Source organism: Pseudomonas sp. SZ57 (assembly GCF_009495975.1).
GTDB lineage: Bacteria > Pseudomonadota > Gammaproteobacteria > Pseudomonadales > Pseudomonadaceae > Aquipseudomonas > Aquipseudomonas syringae.
Genome location: NZ_WIBD01000002.1, coordinates 176,278 through 192,790 on the forward strand (window position 1 = coordinate 176,278; position 16,513 = coordinate 192,790).

At 60.6% G+C, this 16,513-nt stretch carries 12 protein-coding genes (1 of these 12 cut by a window edge); 8 read left to right on the forward strand and 4 right to left on the reverse strand.

What is annotated here, in order from left to right:
- A protein-coding gene (locus tag GE543_RS00940) for an amino acid adenylation domain-containing protein (RefSeq protein ID WP_371927062.1) crosses the window boundary here: on the forward strand, window positions 1-4,609 show its final stretch. Its footprint begins 13,172 nt before the window's first position; the window shows 4,609 of its 17,781 coding nt (coding positions 13,173-17,781); the start codon falls outside the window, past its left edge; its stop codon occupies window positions 4,607-4,609.
- Window positions 4,610-4,726: 117 nt separating this feature from the next.
- Here the strand turns inward: GE543_RS00940 and GE543_RS00945 are convergent, their stop codons facing one another.
- The 3 genes from GE543_RS00945 to GE543_RS00955 form a co-directional block, all read right to left on the reverse strand.
- On the reverse strand, window positions 4,727-5,395 hold the full coding sequence (locus GE543_RS00945) for a LuxR C-terminal-related transcriptional regulator (RefSeq protein WP_032698894.1): 669 nt from the start codon (window positions 5,393-5,395) through the stop codon (window positions 4,727-4,729).
- Between the two features lie 357 nt (window positions 5,396-5,752).
- On the reverse strand, window positions 5,753-7,189 hold the full coding sequence (locus GE543_RS00950) for a coniferyl aldehyde dehydrogenase (protein ID WP_153220225.1): 1,437 nt from the start codon (window positions 7,187-7,189) through the stop codon (window positions 5,753-5,755).
- A gap of 188 nt (window positions 7,190-7,377) precedes the next feature.
- Window positions 7,378-8,061, reverse strand: a complete 684-nt coding sequence (locus tag GE543_RS00955; protein WP_003410462.1) for a TetR/AcrR family transcriptional regulator — start codon at window positions 8,059-8,061, stop codon at window positions 7,378-7,380.
- 159 nt (window positions 8,062-8,220) lie between these two features.
- Between GE543_RS00955 and GE543_RS00960 the strand changes: the two genes are divergently transcribed.
- From GE543_RS00960 to GE543_RS00990, 7 genes are read left to right on the forward strand one after another with little or no spacing between them, the layout of a single operon-like run.
- Window positions 8,221-8,646, forward strand: coding sequence for a DUF2147 domain-containing protein (locus GE543_RS00960; protein WP_003416677.1), 426 nt, complete (start codon window positions 8,221-8,223; stop codon window positions 8,644-8,646).
- Between the two features lie 28 nt (window positions 8,647-8,674).
- A complete protein-coding gene (locus tag GE543_RS00965; protein ID WP_024682888.1) occupies window positions 8,675-9,556 on the forward strand; it encodes a TorF family putative porin in 882 nt (293 codons plus the stop codon).
- Window positions 9,557-9,566: 10 nt separating this feature from the next.
- Window positions 9,567-11,195: an FGGY-family carbohydrate kinase gene (locus GE543_RS00970; RefSeq protein WP_046235579.1), complete on the forward strand. Its 1,629-nt coding sequence runs from the start codon at window positions 9,567-9,569 to the stop codon at window positions 11,193-11,195.
- The gene (locus tag GE543_RS00975; RefSeq protein WP_003416683.1) at window positions 11,192-11,875 is read left to right on the forward strand and encodes a class II aldolase/adducin family protein; all 684 of its coding nucleotides are present in this window, start codon (window positions 11,192-11,194) and stop codon (window positions 11,873-11,875) included. The genes GE543_RS00970 and GE543_RS00975 overlap by 4 nt, the downstream gene beginning before the upstream one ends.
- The gene (locus GE543_RS00980) at window positions 11,872-13,353 is read left to right on the forward strand and encodes an aspartate aminotransferase family protein (protein WP_153220227.1); all 1,482 of its coding nucleotides are present in this window, start codon (window positions 11,872-11,874) and stop codon (window positions 13,351-13,353) included. Before GE543_RS00975 ends, GE543_RS00980 begins: the two co-directional genes overlap by 4 nt.
- 10 nt (window positions 13,354-13,363) lie before the next feature.
- Window positions 13,364-13,984, forward strand: coding sequence for a hypothetical protein (locus GE543_RS00985; RefSeq protein WP_153220229.1), 621 nt, complete (start codon window positions 13,364-13,366; stop codon window positions 13,982-13,984).
- 22 nt (window positions 13,985-14,006) lie between these two features.
- The gene (locus GE543_RS00990) at window positions 14,007-15,194 is read left to right on the forward strand and encodes an MFS transporter (RefSeq protein ID WP_153220231.1); all 1,188 of its coding nucleotides are present in this window, start codon (window positions 14,007-14,009) and stop codon (window positions 15,192-15,194) included.
- 47 nt (window positions 15,195-15,241) lie between these two features.
- Here GE543_RS00990 and GE543_RS00995 read toward each other — a convergent pair whose 3' ends face one another.
- Entirely contained in the window at window positions 15,242-16,495 is a 1,254-nt protein-coding gene (locus GE543_RS00995) for an MFS transporter (RefSeq protein WP_024661777.1), read from the reverse strand.
- Window positions 16,496-16,513: the final 18 nt, after the last annotated feature.

The window sequence follows — 16,513 nt, forward strand, 5'->3', positions numbered from 1 at the left end:
GTTGCGCACTTCACTGTGCTGGGAAGGCTTGGGAACGCCTGTGCAAGTGGTCTGGCGACATGCCGATCTGCCGGTGATCGAGGTGCCGCTGGCGGCGCTGGATAATCCCGAGCCGCTGGAACTTGTACGTGCACCGCTGCTGCGGCTGATTCACGCCGATGACCCGGACAACGGGCGTATCGTCGCGGTCCTGCTGTTCCATCACTTGATCATGGACCACGTTGCCCTGGACCTGCTGAGCCAGGAATTGCAGGCGGTACTGCTCGATCAGGCAGCGCAACTGCCTGCGCCAGTGCCTTACCGCAACTACATCGCGCAGACCTTGCTGGGGGCGGGTGACGATGCGCATGAAGCGTTCTTCCGCGAGCAATTGGGCGATCTGGATGAGCCAACCCTGGCGTATGCTCAGACCTGGTTGCCGGGGCCGGAGGTTGCAGGCGAGGCCCGACTGCGTCTGGATGCGGACCTGAGCAGGCGTTTACGCTATCAGGTGCGGCAGCTGGGTGTCAGCCCTGCCAGCCTGATGCACCTGGCCTGGGCGCAGGTACTGGGCCGCCTGTCCGGGCGTGACAGCGTGGTGTTCGGCACCGTACTGCTGGGTCGCTTGAACGGCAGCGAGGGTGCCGAACGCACACTCGGGGTGTTCATCAACACCTTGCCGCTGCGCATCGACCTGGCCGATCAGACGGCACGCGATGCGCTGTCCCAGACCCACCGCCGCCTGACTGGATTGCTTGCCCACGAACAGGCTTCTCTGGCAATCGCTCAGCGTTGCAGCGCCTTGCCTGCGGGCGTACCGTTGTTCAGTGCGCTGTTGAATTACCGCCACAGTGCGGCGCCCGGTGAGGCAAACGAGGCTGCCGGCAAGGCCTGGCAGGGCATCGAGCTGTTGCAGTCTGGCGAGCGCAGCAGCTATCCGTTGACGCTCAGTGTCGATGATCTGGGCGAAGCGTTCGACCTGACTGCGCTAACCTCGACAGGCATCGATGCCCGACGTATTTGCGCGTATCTTTTCTGCGCCGTGGAGGGATTGGTCAACGCCCTCGAGCAGGCGCCGTCCGAGCCGATTCAAGCACTGAATATTCTGCCCGGCACCGAGCGAAGCGAACTGCTCGATGGCTTCAATGCCGATCGCCTTACGGCGGAGTGCCCGCTGCCGGTTCATCTACGTATCGAACAGCAGGCGTTTGATCAGCCGAACGCACTGGCCGCTCAGGCGGGCGACCAGCATTTGAGCTACGCCGAGTTGAATGCCCGTGCCAACGCATTGGCCCATCATCTGATCGGACTGGGCGTACGTCCTGACGACCGGGTGGCGGTGGTCGCGCGGCGCGGTCTGGAGACCCTGGCCGGTCTGCTGGCAGTGCTGAAAGCCGGGGCGAGCTACGTACCGGTCGATCCGGGCCACCCGGATGAACGCATCAGCTACCTGCTGGAGAACAGCGAACCCGTGGTGGTGTTGGCGCAATTCGACCTGCTGACGCGTCTGCCCGAACTGCAGGTGCCGGTGATCGCGCTTGATCGCCCGGACTGGTCACAGCGCACCGACAACCCGTCCGTGCCGGAAATGACTACGCAACATCTGGCTTACGTGATTTACACCTCGGGGTCCACCGGGCTGCCCAAGGGCGTGATGGTCGAGCACCGCACGCTGAACAATCTGGTGGATTGGCACTGTGAAGCCTTCAACCTGCGGGCCGGCAGTCATACCGCCAGCGTTGCCGGGTTCGGTTTCGACGCCATGGCCTGGGAAGTCTGGCCTGCGCTGTGTGCCGGTGCGATGCTGCACCTGCCGCCTGCGGAGATTGGCAACGAACAGCTCGATGTGCTGCTCGACTGGTGGCTGGCCCAGCCGCTGCAGGTGGCGTTTCTGCCGACCCCGGTGGCCGAATACGCCTTCAGCCGTGAATTACACCACCCGACGTTGCAAACGCTGTTGATTGGCGGTGATCGCTTGCGCCATTTCAACCGTGATCCCGGTTTTGCCGTGGTCAACAACTACGGCCCGACCGAGACCACGGTGGTGGCCAGCTCTGGCCGGATGCAGCCAGGCAAGGTGTTGCACATCGGCAAGCCGGTTTCCCATGCCCGACTGTACGTACTGGATTCGCGTGGTCAGCCACTGCCACTCGGGGTGCCCGGTGAGTTGTACATCGGTGGCGCAGGCGTGGCTCGCGGCTATCTGAACCGTGCGGACCTGACCGCAGAGCGCTTCCTCGACGATCCGTTCAGCGACAGGCCCGGTGCGCGGATGTATCGCTCCGGCGATCTGGTGCGCTGGCTGTCCGACGGGACGCTTGAATACCTGGGCCGCAACGATGATCAGGTGAAGATTCGTGGTGTGCGTATCGAGCCAGGCGAGATCGAACAGCACCTGGCGCAATGCCCGGGCGTTGGCGAAGCGGTGGTGACCACCCAGCGTCTGGACGATGGCACGTTGCGTCTGGTGGGTTACTTCACCCGTCGTGACGCGTCACTCGACAGTGCCGCCTTGCGTGCGCATCTGCTGGGGCAACTCCCGGAATACATGGTGCCTGCGGTGTTTGTAGGTCTCGATGCGCTGCCATTGACCCAGAACGGCAAGGTCGACCGCAAGGCATTGCCTGCGCCGGACCTGAACGCACTGGCAAACCTCGCCTACCAAGCGCCTTCAACGGCTCTGGAAGAGCGTTTGGCGGACGTGTGGGCCGAGGTTCTTGAAGTCGGGAAAATCGGCAGGCACGACAGCTTCTTCGAACTGGGCGGACATTCGCTGTCGGCCATCCGTCTGGTCAGCCTGTTGCAAAAGGCAGGCGTGTCACTGACGCTGGCCGAGCTGTTCCAGCACCCTAGCGTTGCAGCGCTGGCCGGATTGCTCGATCAGCGTCCAGTATCGCCGGACGAGGTTCGGGAGGTGATCACAGTGCGCGCCGGTGGCAGCGAGTCACCGTTGTTTCTGCTGCACGATTTCACCGGGCTGGATGCTTATTTCCCTGTGCTTGGGCAACATCTGCAAGGCGACTTCCCGATTTACGGCTTGCCGGGCATTGGCCTTGGGCAGCAGCAATTACGCACCATGGAGTGCCTGGCTGCGCGGATGGTGGAGCGCATTCGTCAGGTCCAGCCGCGCGGCCCGTATCGGTTGGCCGGCTGGTCGTTTGGCGGGGTTCTGGCCTACGAAGTGGCCACTCAACTGCTGGGCATGGACGAGGCCGTGACATTCCTCGGCCTGATCGACAGCTATGTGCCACGCCTGACCGATCAGGGCAAGGCGCGCTGGCAGGGACCTGACTTGCTCGAGCGGCAATTGCTCTCGCATTGCACTGCGCACTGGCAAGCCCAGGCGGGTGAGGGCGCTGCGAAGTTGGCGCGTCTGAACTCATTGAGCGAGCAAGCGTCGCTGCCGGACTTCGCGACGCTGTTGCAACTGTGCCATGACGAAGGCCTGTTGTACGAGGAACTCGCGCTGGCGAGCGATCAGCAATTGCACCATTACCTGGACCGGGAAGTGGCGCACGGTCAGGCTCTGGCGCATTACCAGCTGGAGCCGCTCAGCCTGCCAATTCACCTGTTCCGCGCCGAACAGCGTCCAATGGCGCCGGTCGGAAGCAGTTCGACCCTGGGCTGGGGTGAGATTCTCTCCAGAAATCAACTGCAGTGCGTCGATGTCCCGGGGGACCACATGACGATGATGCAGGCACCGTATGTGGCCGTGCTCGGTCTGAACATCGGTCAGGCGTTGCACAGCGTGCCTGCCACGCCACCGCCGGCACCGGCTCATCAGTCGCTGCTGGCCATCCAGAGCGGGCGTGACGGGCATGCGCCAGTGTTTTGCGTACCGGGCGCCGGTGACAGCGTCACCAGTTTCATTGGCTTGGCCGAGGCGTTGGGGCCGGACTGGCCGATCCACGGCCTGCAACCGCGTGGCCTGGACGGTCGCAGTGTTCCGCACAGTCGGGTGGAAGCGGCAGCGCAGAGCCACGTGCAGGCCATCGAAGCGCTGTATCCGAAAGGCCCGCTGCATCTGGTCGGGCATTCGTTCGGCGGCTGGGCAGCGCACGCCATGGCGGTCAAGCTGCAGGCCCGTGGCCGCGAGGTTGTCTCGTTGACCCTGATCGACAGCGAAGCACCCGGCGGCGAGGGCCTGGACGGCAAACCTTATACTGCCACCGCCGTGCTGGAACGCCTGATCGAGGCGCTGCAGTTGTCCAGCGGAAGAAGCCTCGAGCTCGACCCGCTGACGTTTGCCGACAGCAATACGGTCACGCAAATGCACCTGCTTCAGCAGGCCATGGTGCGCGTCGGGTTATTGCCGCCACGTCTGGCGGCACAGGCTCTGCAAGGCATTGTCCGCACGTTTGCCAGCGCCTTGCGCACGGTCTATCGACCTGAGCCGGGAGGCTACAGCGGCAGGGCGAGTCTGGTATTGGTGAATGATCCGCAACTGGATGCGCTGGACAATCAACTTGAGCATGCCGCTTGCGCAAGCGAATGGCAGCACTTGCTGCCGCAGCTTTCACTCTGGCACGGGCCGGGCAACCACTTCAGCGTCCTGAAAGCGCCGGACGTCTATAGCCTGGCGGCCTGGTGGTATGACGGGTTGGCAGTGGGTGTGGGGGAAACGCAATGAACCGGGGGATATGGGGCATGAGCCATTGCAAGCGCAAGAAGGTCTGGCATCGGAGGCAGTGAGGGCGGATCCGGGAGGGGCGATCGATATCGCCCCGTCCTTTACATCGACTGGCGGTCAGCAGGTTGAAAAAACGCCCGCTGATGAGCCATACATCCAGCGCATCAGTGAATTGCGACCGCTGATGCCCAGCTTGATCGCCGCGCGGCGCTGGTAACTGCCCACGGTATTGACCTTGAGTGCGAGCCGCTCGGCCTGCTCAAGTGCAGTATGGCCGGCGAGCAGTCCCAGGCACACCTGGGTTTCGCGTTCGGATAACGTCAGTCCTGTTTCGCGCAGTCGTTCCTGAAAGCGCTTTTCAATGCTTTCCGGCTTTTTAGGCTCGATGCCGGGCATTGCCGATTGCAGGGCATTGACATGTTTTTCAAGTATCGAAAACAGCAGAGGAGAAATATCGCCTAGTTGCCGGCGTTCCTTTTCTGAAAATTCGTGCGCGGGAAGCGCCCGAAATACCGTTATTTTACAGCTAAAGCTTTCCGAGGCCTGATCAGGGTAAAGATGAATCGAGTCACTGAGCAACAGCGTGCCCCGTGATGACGTCACGGTCTCGTTAAAGACCGTTAGTGCAGCGGCAGGTGGTGTTTGCCAGGGCTGTGGCAGGGAGGAGAGGTGCGTGGCATCTACCGCAAGCTGAGTGTCGATCAGTTTGTGGAACATACTGGAAAAATTCCCGCTACCGATGCTGGCTATGGCCCTGCCAATCTGCGGAAGTAGTGTGTTAGGCATGTAGTCATCCATGAATTTAAAACTGCTGACAAGGGTGTAGACGCTGTAAGCATGGCGCAGTCACATCAACTTGGGCGTTGGCGTTTCCGGCACGAAATCAGCGTTAGATGCTCGCTAGAGCACCGCCAGTGAAGTACAGCAAAGACTATCGTCCTGAGGTTACCTAAATACTTCACTATCAGAAAGAGTGATGGTTATCGGTCGGACGGTGGGCAAGGAGGGGGCAGAAAGCGGTCGGGCGAACCAGTGTCAGCTCGTATCGCCTGATGTTGTGACGGGAAGTAGGGAGTGAAAAAGATCCCCGCGCATGTGCACATAAAGTCGCGACATGGCGGGGAAATAACATTTGGCATGCGTCTATTTTCCGATCATGAACCGGGTCACCAGGCGCGTAAGCCGACCATAAGGTGCCGAGACCTTGTCGGACATGTTGAAACGACCGAGCTTGAGAACCCCGCGGGCGTGGGACAGACGAACGAAGCCCTCGTAGCCGTGATAGGCCCCGGTGCCACTGTCGCCGACACCGCCAAAAGGCAGGTCATCCTGAGTCGCGTGCAGCATGGTGCCATTGATGGTCACGCCGCCGGACCGCGTGCGGTTCAGCACCCGGTCTACAGAGGTCTGATCGTTGGAAAAGCAATAAAGGGCCAGCGGTGCCGGGCGCGCGTTGATAAAGGCGATGGCTTCATCCAGTGACTCATACGCGAGGATCGGTAGCAGCGGCCCGAAAATCTCTTCGCACATGACATCTGCTTGCAGGGACACCTGAGTGAGTGCCATCGGTGCGATCTTGCGTTCGCCCGCCGTCGCAGGCGCATTGTGTTGCCATGCCTTGGCCCCCGTCGCGACGGCCTGGCTGGCCATCGCGATAAGCCGGTCATAGTGGCGCTGGGAGATGATCGAGGTGTAGTCCGGATTGCCATCGAGGGTCGGGTAAAGTTTTTTCGCTGCAGCCAGCCACTCGCTGGCAAAGCTGTCCACCTGTTCACGCGGCACGAGCACATAGTCAGGTGCTACGCAGGTCTGGCCGGCGTTGAACAGTTTGCCGATAGCGATCATCCGCGCGGCTTTACCGATCGAAAAATCGTCGCACACCACCACTGGAGACTTGCCGCCCAGCTCCAGTGTGACCGGTGTCAGATTACGTGCGGCCGCCGCCATGACCTGGCGACCTACGTGGGTCGAGCCGGTAAACAGCAGATGGTCGAAAGACAGCTCACTGAACTGGCCCGCCAGCGTGGCGTCACCAGTGACCACGACAACCTGTTCAGCCGGGAATGCTTCGCCCAGCAGTTGCTTGAGCAGCTCGGAGGTTCGGGGTGTCAGTTCCGAAGGCTTGATCATTACCCGGTTACCCGCAGCCAGCGCCTCTATCAAGGGCACCAGTGTCAGCGTCAGCGGATAGTTCCACGGGGCCAGAATGCCGACGACGCCCAGCGGCTGATAAACCACCCGGGCTGTGGCGGGCCTGAAAGCAATACCCGCCTTGCGCCGGGAGGGGCGCATCCACGCCTTGAGGTGCGCGCGGATGTGCTTGATGCCGTTGACCACCGGCATCAATTCACCGAGCCGGGTTTCGTCGAACGAGCGGTTGCCGAAGTCTGCGCTGACCGCCTCGAGCAACCTGTCCTGATTATCGCTGACCATACGCAGAACGGCATTGAGGTCTGCGATTCGTTGATCGAAGGAAGGCGCACCCTGGGCGAGGAATGCAGCCTGCTGTGCCTCGAACAGTTCGGTTAGCCCGGCCGCGTGGAACGTCGTGGCTGGCGGAACCCTGGCGGGTTGATTCATGACGCTGCTCCTGTGGCTGCGTGGTTTTTATAGGGGTTGCATGACGGCAGATGGAATCTGCCGCAACTGCAGACGCGTCAGCAGTGGTGTGTATTTCCTGGCTCACGTAACCGTATAGAACCCTGACCGGCCGATGGAGGGGCGAACCGGCCGGTTAACGTGGTCCAAACGGCCAACCTGCATGCCACTCATTGCTCGCCATGCGCGGGTTCGGACGCCAGGCGATCCAGATGACTGACGATCATCGCCGCCACCATCGCGCAGGTTTTCGCGGGCTCCAGCGGTTCATCGAACAACAACTCGATGGTCGCGTGAATCATTTCCACCGCGACGCGGGCAACCATGGCGATGCGCTCGGGATCGGCGTCTGGAAAAGCACTGCCAATGATCGCCGCCTGGGCCTGGGAAACCCTGCGGTGTGAGTCGAGCCGTACATGCTCCAGCGCGGGAACCGCCCGCAGTGCCTTGAGCGTCCACATGCCACCCAGTGTGGCGTCAGTGACCCGGTAGGTATCCAGAATCAGCTCGGCGAGTGCCTTTTCCAGCGCCTGCGGCGTGCCTGCGATCAGCTCGGGAGTGATCCAGTGATCGATCCGCTCGTTCTGTTTTTCGAGCAGGCGCTCACCCAAAACCGTCAGCAGCGCGTACTTGTTGGGGAAATAGCGATACAGCGCGGGCGGCGTGAGGCCGGCCCGTTCGCATACCAGATTGGTCGACAAGCGCTCTATGCCGACCTCGCACAGGGTATTTGCCGTGGCGACCAGGATGCGTTCGTAGGTTTCGGTAGCACGCTGCTGCGCGGGCAGCTTCTTGCGTTCAACGCTTTTCCCGGCGATCTGCTCGGGAAGGATTTCGGTTTTCAGCCTGGCCATAAATACCTGTCAAGAAAAGTGGGGCGCCAGCATGAGGATCAAAAAACAGTTGCTGCACGATAAAATGATAGCTATAACTATCGTGTAGCGATGACTATCATAACTGAAGCGTCGTTATTGTGACGGTCTGTCAAAACAAAAAATAAAAAAGGTGACGCTATGAACGTACGGCAGTGGCTTTTCCTCTCTTCGGTTCTGATGTGCTCCACCGGCATTCATGCTGCTGCCGGTCCGCTCGAGGCCAAGGGCCTTTGGCTGACGGCGGAAAAGGACGCGGTGGTCAGGCTTGACGACTGCGCAGACAAGGCCGGCGCTATCTGCGGGCAGATTGTCTGGGTCAAGGATGCGGCCTCGACGTCGAGTGATTGCGGCGTACAAATTCTGCAGCTGACCCGCTACGACCAGGACGCCTGGCGCGATGGCTGGGTGTACGACCCGCGTGATCAGAAAAAATATAAGGGCGCCGTTCGAGTCAAGGACGGACGCCTCAATGTAAGGGCTTTTGTCGGCACCGAAGTTCTCGGCAAGACAGAGCAATTCGAGCGAATCGCAACACTGCCTCCTGCCCCGGTTTGCAAATCGTAAATCCGGCACTTTAGCGTGGGAGAGAATCATGCGCACTTATACAACCCGTTATGTAATGGCTGCAGCCCTGTGCTCCGCAGCAGGCCCGACGCTGGCCATCGCCGATGAAATGTCGAGCTACGCAGTGGATGTTACCGCCAAGGTCAGCTCGGACATTCGTACCCGCGGGATTTCCGATTCGCTGAATCGCCCCGGGGCCAAAGTGACCATTCAGGTCGCCCATGAAACAGGCCTGGTGGCGCTGGCCGAATTTACCACGGTCAGCAAGAAACAGTTCCTTGATGGCGACGGCGCGGGTGTACTGCTGGCTGGCGGCTATCGCTTCGGCGATCCGGATGCCTGGCACTACGGCGTCGGGCTTGCGGCCGAGATGTTTCCCGGGGCTCAGTTCAAGGCGCCGAACCGGTTCGATTTCGAGACGTTCACGCCAGGTGAAGAGCACTCGACCAATTACAACAGCCAGTTCGCCGTGCTTGAAATCGGTTACGGCGCGCTCGAAGGGCGAATCGCCCGGGTCCTCTCGAAAAACTACCGGGGCGCCAACAGCGGCGGGGTGTGTGGCGCGCAATTGCAGTTCCGCGATGACCCGACCAAAGGCCTCGATTGCTATGCCAAGGGTGATCGCAACTCCCGGGGCAGCATGCTCTATGACCTCGACTACAAATACGCGCTGGGCATCAACACCAATCTGAAGCTGCACGCCGGCTACCAACAGATCGAAAACTTCTCGGAAGCCGACTTTGCCGATTATGGCGCAGGTGTGGTCCACCACTGGTGGGGCTTCGACTGGGGGCTTGACTGGGTGACGACCAAGACCAGGGCGCGCGAGCTGTATATGGCCGAGGACGACGGACATGTGCGCACCACGGACGGCAGTCGCTGGGTAGCTTCGATTTCCCGCACATTCTGAGTAGACCTTTATGACTTCGCTTTTCATTTCCCGGACGCCTGAGGCGGCTACCGGCCTGGAGCAACTCGTCCTCGCGATCGACCTGGGAACGTCCGGCTGCAAGTGCGCGCTGGTCTCCATGGAGGGAGACATCCGCGCCTGGGCGTTTCACGGCGTACCGCTGCACGTCAGTGGTCTGAGTGCCGAGCAGGAACCCGAGGACTGGTGGAACGCGTTTATGCTCGGTGCCCACGAATTGCTGGCAGCCGACCCGCTCAGGCGTCGGCAGGTGGTGGCTGTGTGTTGCTCGACGCAAAGCGAAGGCACGGTCTGTGTCGATCGCGAGGGGACCGCGATTGGCCGGGCGCTGCTGTGGCTGGACAAACGCGGCGCCGACTCGATCAAAAAACGCATGGGCGGAGGCTGGTGCAATCTGGGCGGCTACGGGCCGCTCAAACTCTGGAAATCGCTGCGACTGACCGGCGGGGTAGCGTCACTGTCGGGCATGGACTCGGCCGGGCACATGGCCTACATCCTTGACCACGACCCGGCAAGGTATGACAAGACGCACAAGTTTCTGAATGTGCTCGACTACATGAACATGCGCTTGTCGGGGCGTTTCTGCGCCACAGGTGATTCGATGCTGACCGCCTGGGTGACCGACAATCGCGATCCTCATCACATCCGTTACGACGCCAGCCTGATCAGGGCACTGGGTATTGAAGCAGGCAAACTGCCTGAGCTGGTGGGCTCGACGGAAATCATCGGCACCTTGAAGCCCGATCTTGCCGATGCCCTGGGGCTGCTTCGATCCACACCCGTGGTGGCGGGTGCCGTGGACACCTCGGCGGTGGCCGTTGGCGCCACCGTGCGCGACTTCGCGCCGCATCTTTATCTGGGCACCTCTTCGTGGGTCGGCGCTCACGTGCCGTTCAAGAAATCCAGCGTACGCCATCACATCGCTGCAGTACCCAGTGCGGTCAAGGGCCGGTATCTGGCGATGGCCATGCAATCGGCTGCAGGTGCCAATCTGTCGTTTCTGCGCGACAAGGTGCTGTATCACCCGGACGAGTTGTTGAGCGATGAGCAGCAGCCGGACGTGTACGCCTTGCTGGACCGTATCGCCGCCCGAGTTCCACCGGGCTCGCGGGGGCTGATCTACACGCCCTGGCTGTGTGGCGAGCGCTCTCCGGTAGGTGATCCGAGCCTGCGTGCCGGCCTGATCAACCTGAAACTGGAGCATTCGCGGGAAGACATCATTCGGGCCTTCATGGAAGGCGTCGCGCACAACACGCGCTGGATGCTGGAACCGTTCTCGCAGTTTATCGGCCAGTCGCGCGGAGTCATCGTCGCCACCGGGGGCGGAGCGCAATCGGATGTGTGGTGCCAGATCATGGCCGATGTCTGCGGGCGGGTCATTCAGCAGCCGCATAACCCGATTCAGACCAACGCACGCGGTGCGGCCTTCATTGCTGCAGTAGCGCTCGAAAAACTGCAGTTCAACGATCTGCCGGCCCTGCAACGGCCGCATCGGCTGTACGAACCCTCCGAATCAACCCGAAACCTGTATGACGACCGCTTCGCCACGTTCAAGGAAGTCCGCAAACGTCTGGCGCCGCTCTATCGCAGGTTGAACCCATCGCAGGAGACGGCACCATGAGCAATGTTCAACAGCAGATCGTCGACCTGTCGCGGCATCTGTCACGCCGCGGCTTCTTTGCCGCAACCGGCGGCAACCTTGCGCTGCGTATCGACGCATTGCACATCGCGGTCACTCCGTCGGCCACCGACTACTTCAGCATGCGGCCAGAGGACGTCTGCGTCTTGCGACTCAAGGACCTCAAGCAGCTGTCGGGCGAACGTTCGCCCTCGGTTGAAAGCGAGCTGCACGCGAAAGTCCTGCGCAGTCGCCCGGACGTCAATTGCAGCATTCATACCCATCAGCCACTGGCCAGCGCCTGCACATTGTTCGGCAAATCGCTGGACGTACCTTACCCGCCGCTATGGCAATCGCTGGGGCGGCGAATTCAGCTGGTGGGTTATGCACCATCCGGTTCCGGCTGGCTGGCGGGCAAGCTGGAGAAGACCATCCGGCCTGACCAGAACGCCTACCTGATGCGCAATCACGGCGTTCTGTGTTGTGGCCCGGACATAGAAACCACCCTGAAGCGCCTGGAAGACCTGGAAACATTCTGTCGTGACCATCTTCTCAACCAGATCAAAGCCAACAGCCGTGGCAAACCCGAATCACGCGTTGCAATAGCACGCCTGATCGACGCCCTGACCAGTGCCGGCTCGCACGCCCTCAGCCCTCAGACTTTTTCAGAGACTCAATCATGAACAGACCTCTCGATCCTGCCAACATCCCTGACATTCCCGCATCGGCCGTGTCGCAATGGCCCGATGTCGATTCACTCTATCGCCGCTTCGATGAGCTGGTGAAACAGCCGATTCGCCCGATCAAGCGCGACGCGATGAACAAAATCATGGGCTATTTCGACGAGCGCTGCCAGGGCTCGAAGCGGCTTTCCGAGGCAGCCAAAAAGGTCATACCGGGGGGCGTGCAACACAACCTGGCGTTCAACTATCCGTTCCCGCTGGCCTTCGCCCAGGCCCACGGTGCGCACCTGACCGACGTCGATGGCAATCGCTACACCGACTTCCTGCAGGCAGGTGGCCCGACGTTGCTGGGCTCCAATCACCCGGCCATTCGCGAACAGGTTGACCGGATTCTCGACGAATGCGGGCCGGTGACCGGCTTGCTGCATGAATACGAGGTCAAACTGGCTGAGCTGGTCTGCGAATTGATGCCGGGTGTCGACATGCTGCGCTTGTTGGGCTCGGGCACCGAAGCGGTCATGGCCGCAGTTCGTCTGGCCCGTGCCTATACCCGCAAGAAATGGGTGATCAAGATCGGCGGCGCCTACCACGGCTGGAGCGACCAGTTGGTCTATGGCATGCGCTTGCCGGGCACCGGGCGCATGGAGGCGGTGGGGATCCCCCGAGGCGCCACCGCGAACACTCAGGAAAGCCCGCCCAATAATCTCGATGCATTGCGCCGCAGGCTGCAAATCAATCGTCTGCGTGGTGGCACCGCAGCCATTATGGTCGAACCTTTTGGCCCGGAAAGCGGTACGCGTCCGGTGCACGCCGACTTCAACCGACAACTGCGCGCGCTGTGCAACGAATTCGATGCCCTGCTGATCTTCGACGAAGTGGTCACCGGATTTCGCGCCGGTCTGGGCGGCGCACAGGCTTACTTCAATGTCATGCCGGACATCACGGTACTGGGCAAATGCCTGACCGGGGGCTACCCCATGGCGGGTGCCATTGGCGGGCGCCGGGACGTAATGCAACTGCTTGCCGGTGGCATCGGCACATCCTCGCGACGGGCGTTCGTCGGCGGTACGCTGTCGGCCAATCCGTTGTCATGCGTCGCTGGCTATTACGCACTGGTCGAAGCCCGCCGCCTGAACGCGCCGGCGCTGGCGGGAAGGGCGGGCGACCGCATGCGCGCAGGACTGGAAGAGATCATCAACAGGCGCGGCTTGCCCTATGTGGCGTACAACATGGGCTCCATTGTTCACCTGCAGACGTCCGGCGTCCTGCTGCTCGATACCGGCAACCCGCTCAAGCTGCTCAGGGCGCGCAATGAAGCCAAGACCCGCAAGCACATGATGGAAGAGATGGGTGCCGCGTATACCGCTCACGGCCTGATCACGTTGGCCGGCAGCCGTTTGTACACCAGCCTGGCTGACACCGACGATGTCATCGACGACTCGCTCGAACGCTTTGACGCTGTCTTTCAACTGGTGTGAGGTGAGCAGCATGCGCGATTCACTTCGACAGCAGTGGTTTGATCTGCGTGAACGCCTGATGGGCCAGGTGGACTCGCACAGCAGTGTTTCGTTGCGATTGCCGGGCGAACAGAGCATGTGGCTGGGCAAACTCGATGACCTGGCGCCGCAGGTGGTTGATTGCAACGACTCGGCAGCGGACGACGGCCAGACGCACGCGGCGATCTACCGGGCCCGGGCTGACGTCGGCGCCGTTCTGCTTGGCGGCGGTGCCTTTGCCAAAAGCCTGGTGGATTTTGGCGGAGTCCTGCCGATTCTATTTGATGAGCAGGCACGCCATATAGGCCATATGGCCACGCCCGCCAGTTCCGAACAAACGCTGGTACGCCTGTTGAAGCGAGGGGGAAATGCTGCGGTGATCGACAGCACCCCGGTGGTGATGGGCACTACAGGGGCGCGGATGGTCCTCAATGCCGAGTTGTTCGAGAAATGCGCCAAGGCCTATACGCTGGCCAAGGCATGCGGCACGAACCTTACGTTACTGCCCTGGTGGGTGGTGCTGGTGGCCAACGGAAGGCTGATGAAAGACGAGAAGCGGGCGGCGCAGTGTTTTGCCGAAGGCCGGATTCCGCCCGAAACCCGCGGTTACTGAAACTTCCGAAGAGGCGCATGCCATGCAAACGTCGTCCGCTGTAACTCGCAGGCACCTGAGTGCCGCCTTGGCACTGGGCTCTGTCGCGGTGCTGATGGTAGGGCTGCAACCGTTGCTTCTTGGCGAGTTACTGGCGCAAGACCATGTATCACTGGAAGGTGTCGGGCTGGTCGCGATGGGTGAAATCGTCGCGCTGGGGCTCGGTGTGGTGCTGGGCGACCTGCTGCGGTCGGTGCTCAACCTGCGCCTGCTGACAGTCATCGCCATCCTGTGCGCTGCCGGAATGGATCTGGTCACCGCCAATGTCACCGGCGACGGGCCATTGACCGCTGCACGTGCGCTGGCAGGGCTGGCCGAGGGCCTGCTGTTATGGGGCGCCGTCAGCCTTATCGTTCAGGGGCCGGCGCCGGACCGGGTGGCAGGGGTGTTCATGGTCGTCCAGACGCTAGCCCAGGCACTGATGGCCGCCGCGCTTGCGTACCTGATACTGCCTGATCGTAGCGTGCATGCAGGGTTCGTGTTTCTGGGAATGCTGACCGCAAGCTCGGTACTGTTCGTTGTCTGGCTACCTGGACGCTTGCCGCAGCAGCCTGACAGGCAGCCTGACAGGCAGCCGGATACAGCAGGTTTCAGGTGGAACCTGAAGCAAGTGCTGCTGCTGATGCTGGTGTTCATGCAGCTCTCGGCCGTTGGCGGGTTGTGGGCGTATCTGGAACCGCTGGGCATCCACGCGGGGCTGGGCGCTCATGCGGCGCAATTGCTGGTGTCCGCGATGTTGTTCATGCAGGTGCTGGGCGGCTGCCTGGGCATTCTGCTGGTACGCAGGGTGCCTGATTACTCGATGTTGGCCATCGCAGCGTTTCTCCTGGCCGGGATTGCATTGGGCATGTACATAACGGCCGATCAGGGGATTAACGTATTTCTGGGCCTGTGCGCGTTGTTTGCCCTGATCTACCTGATGTTGACGCCGTTTCAGGTACGCATTGCGCTTCAAATCGATCCCTCGGGACGCATCGCAGGGCTCATTCCCGGCATGCAATTGCTGGGCTGCGCCTTCGGGCCGCTGCTTGCGTCGCAGTGGGTATCGGGCGACAACGCTCAACCGGTGCTGCTGGTCAGCGTCTGGCTGTCGGTAACGGCCTTGTGCCTGATAGCGCTGCTGCACCGGCGGGCAGTTGATAGAAGGGTCGGGGTTGTGGGCGGGGTTTGATTGGTCGCCTGGGTGCGGTTACAGAGCGAACAACCCGGGAGCCTCATTCAGGAAGGGCTCAACCAGGCGACCTGATTTCCTGCCTTCCATGCCAGTCCGCTTAGGACAAGGAGCCCCAACAACACGGAATACACCCAGTACGCGCCGATCCAATCGTATGACCAACCGGCCAGAATAACGCCCACCAGCCCTGCAAAACGACTCATGAAATCAATGGCGCCGTACCAGCTTCCAATGATCTCCTTGGGTAACGTAAGCTGAATGGCGCTAGCCGTACTGCGAAAATATACGGTGGTACCAAACTGGAATAGAAACATACCGACAGCCACCCATAAGAAACTTCCTCGGAACCACAGGGTCATTGCGATACCGGTGAACATTAACGCGTGGGCGGACAGTATGGTGGTGATTAGGCTTTTGTCCTGGAAAGACGACATCGTAAATCCTCCCAGCACTGCGCCAGTTGTTCCGAGCGCATAAAGATAACCTGTTTGCTCGGGAGAAAACGCATGGAAATCTCGGAGAAAAGGAATCCATAAGAGCGCCAGCACGCTTATCACCAGAACGCAGGTAGAGTAAGAGGCAAGGAAATTACGCCACTGCGAAGACCTTAGGAGGTTCACGGTTGCCATCGAAGCGCCGGTCACGCTTTCCTGGAAACGCGCTTTGAATGATGAAGACTCGACATCTGGGCGGGTAACACTCGTGCCTGCGGCCACTGACCACAGGCTGAGCGCAAGAAACAAAGCGCCCATCATGAAGACGATTGAGGCAGTAAGAGCCATGGACAAGCCGACCTGGAAAATCACCAGCGCACCAATGGCAGGACCTACCGCTCTGGCGACGCCGTTGATAATTGCAAGAAAGCCATTGACCCGTATTATCTCCTCCCTTGAAAAGAGGAAAGGAATAAAGGAAAACATGATAAGCCGGACGTACTGATGTACGAGGTCAACCAGGAAAGCAAATAACCATACCTGTTCGACAGAACTGCCTGGCGTCGAAAGGGTCGTAACAGCCACCGTAAAAACAATGATATTTATGATCTGCGTGGCGATGAACAGCTTCCATTTATCAAATCGATCAATAAACCCCGCCCCTAGCAGGGTGACCAGTATTTCAGCGCTGTAACCTATTGCATACGTCGTCATGACGGACAGGGTTGAGCCCGTCAACGTGTAGGCCAGGTTGGCAAATGCCAAGTCGTATACCGCTTCGGAGAGCGCAATCAGCACGCCCACCGAAGCAAATATATAGAGTACCTTTTTGTTTGAATAGGGAAGGGTGTGCACAGTGTCCATCCGTTATTTTTGCGTTAA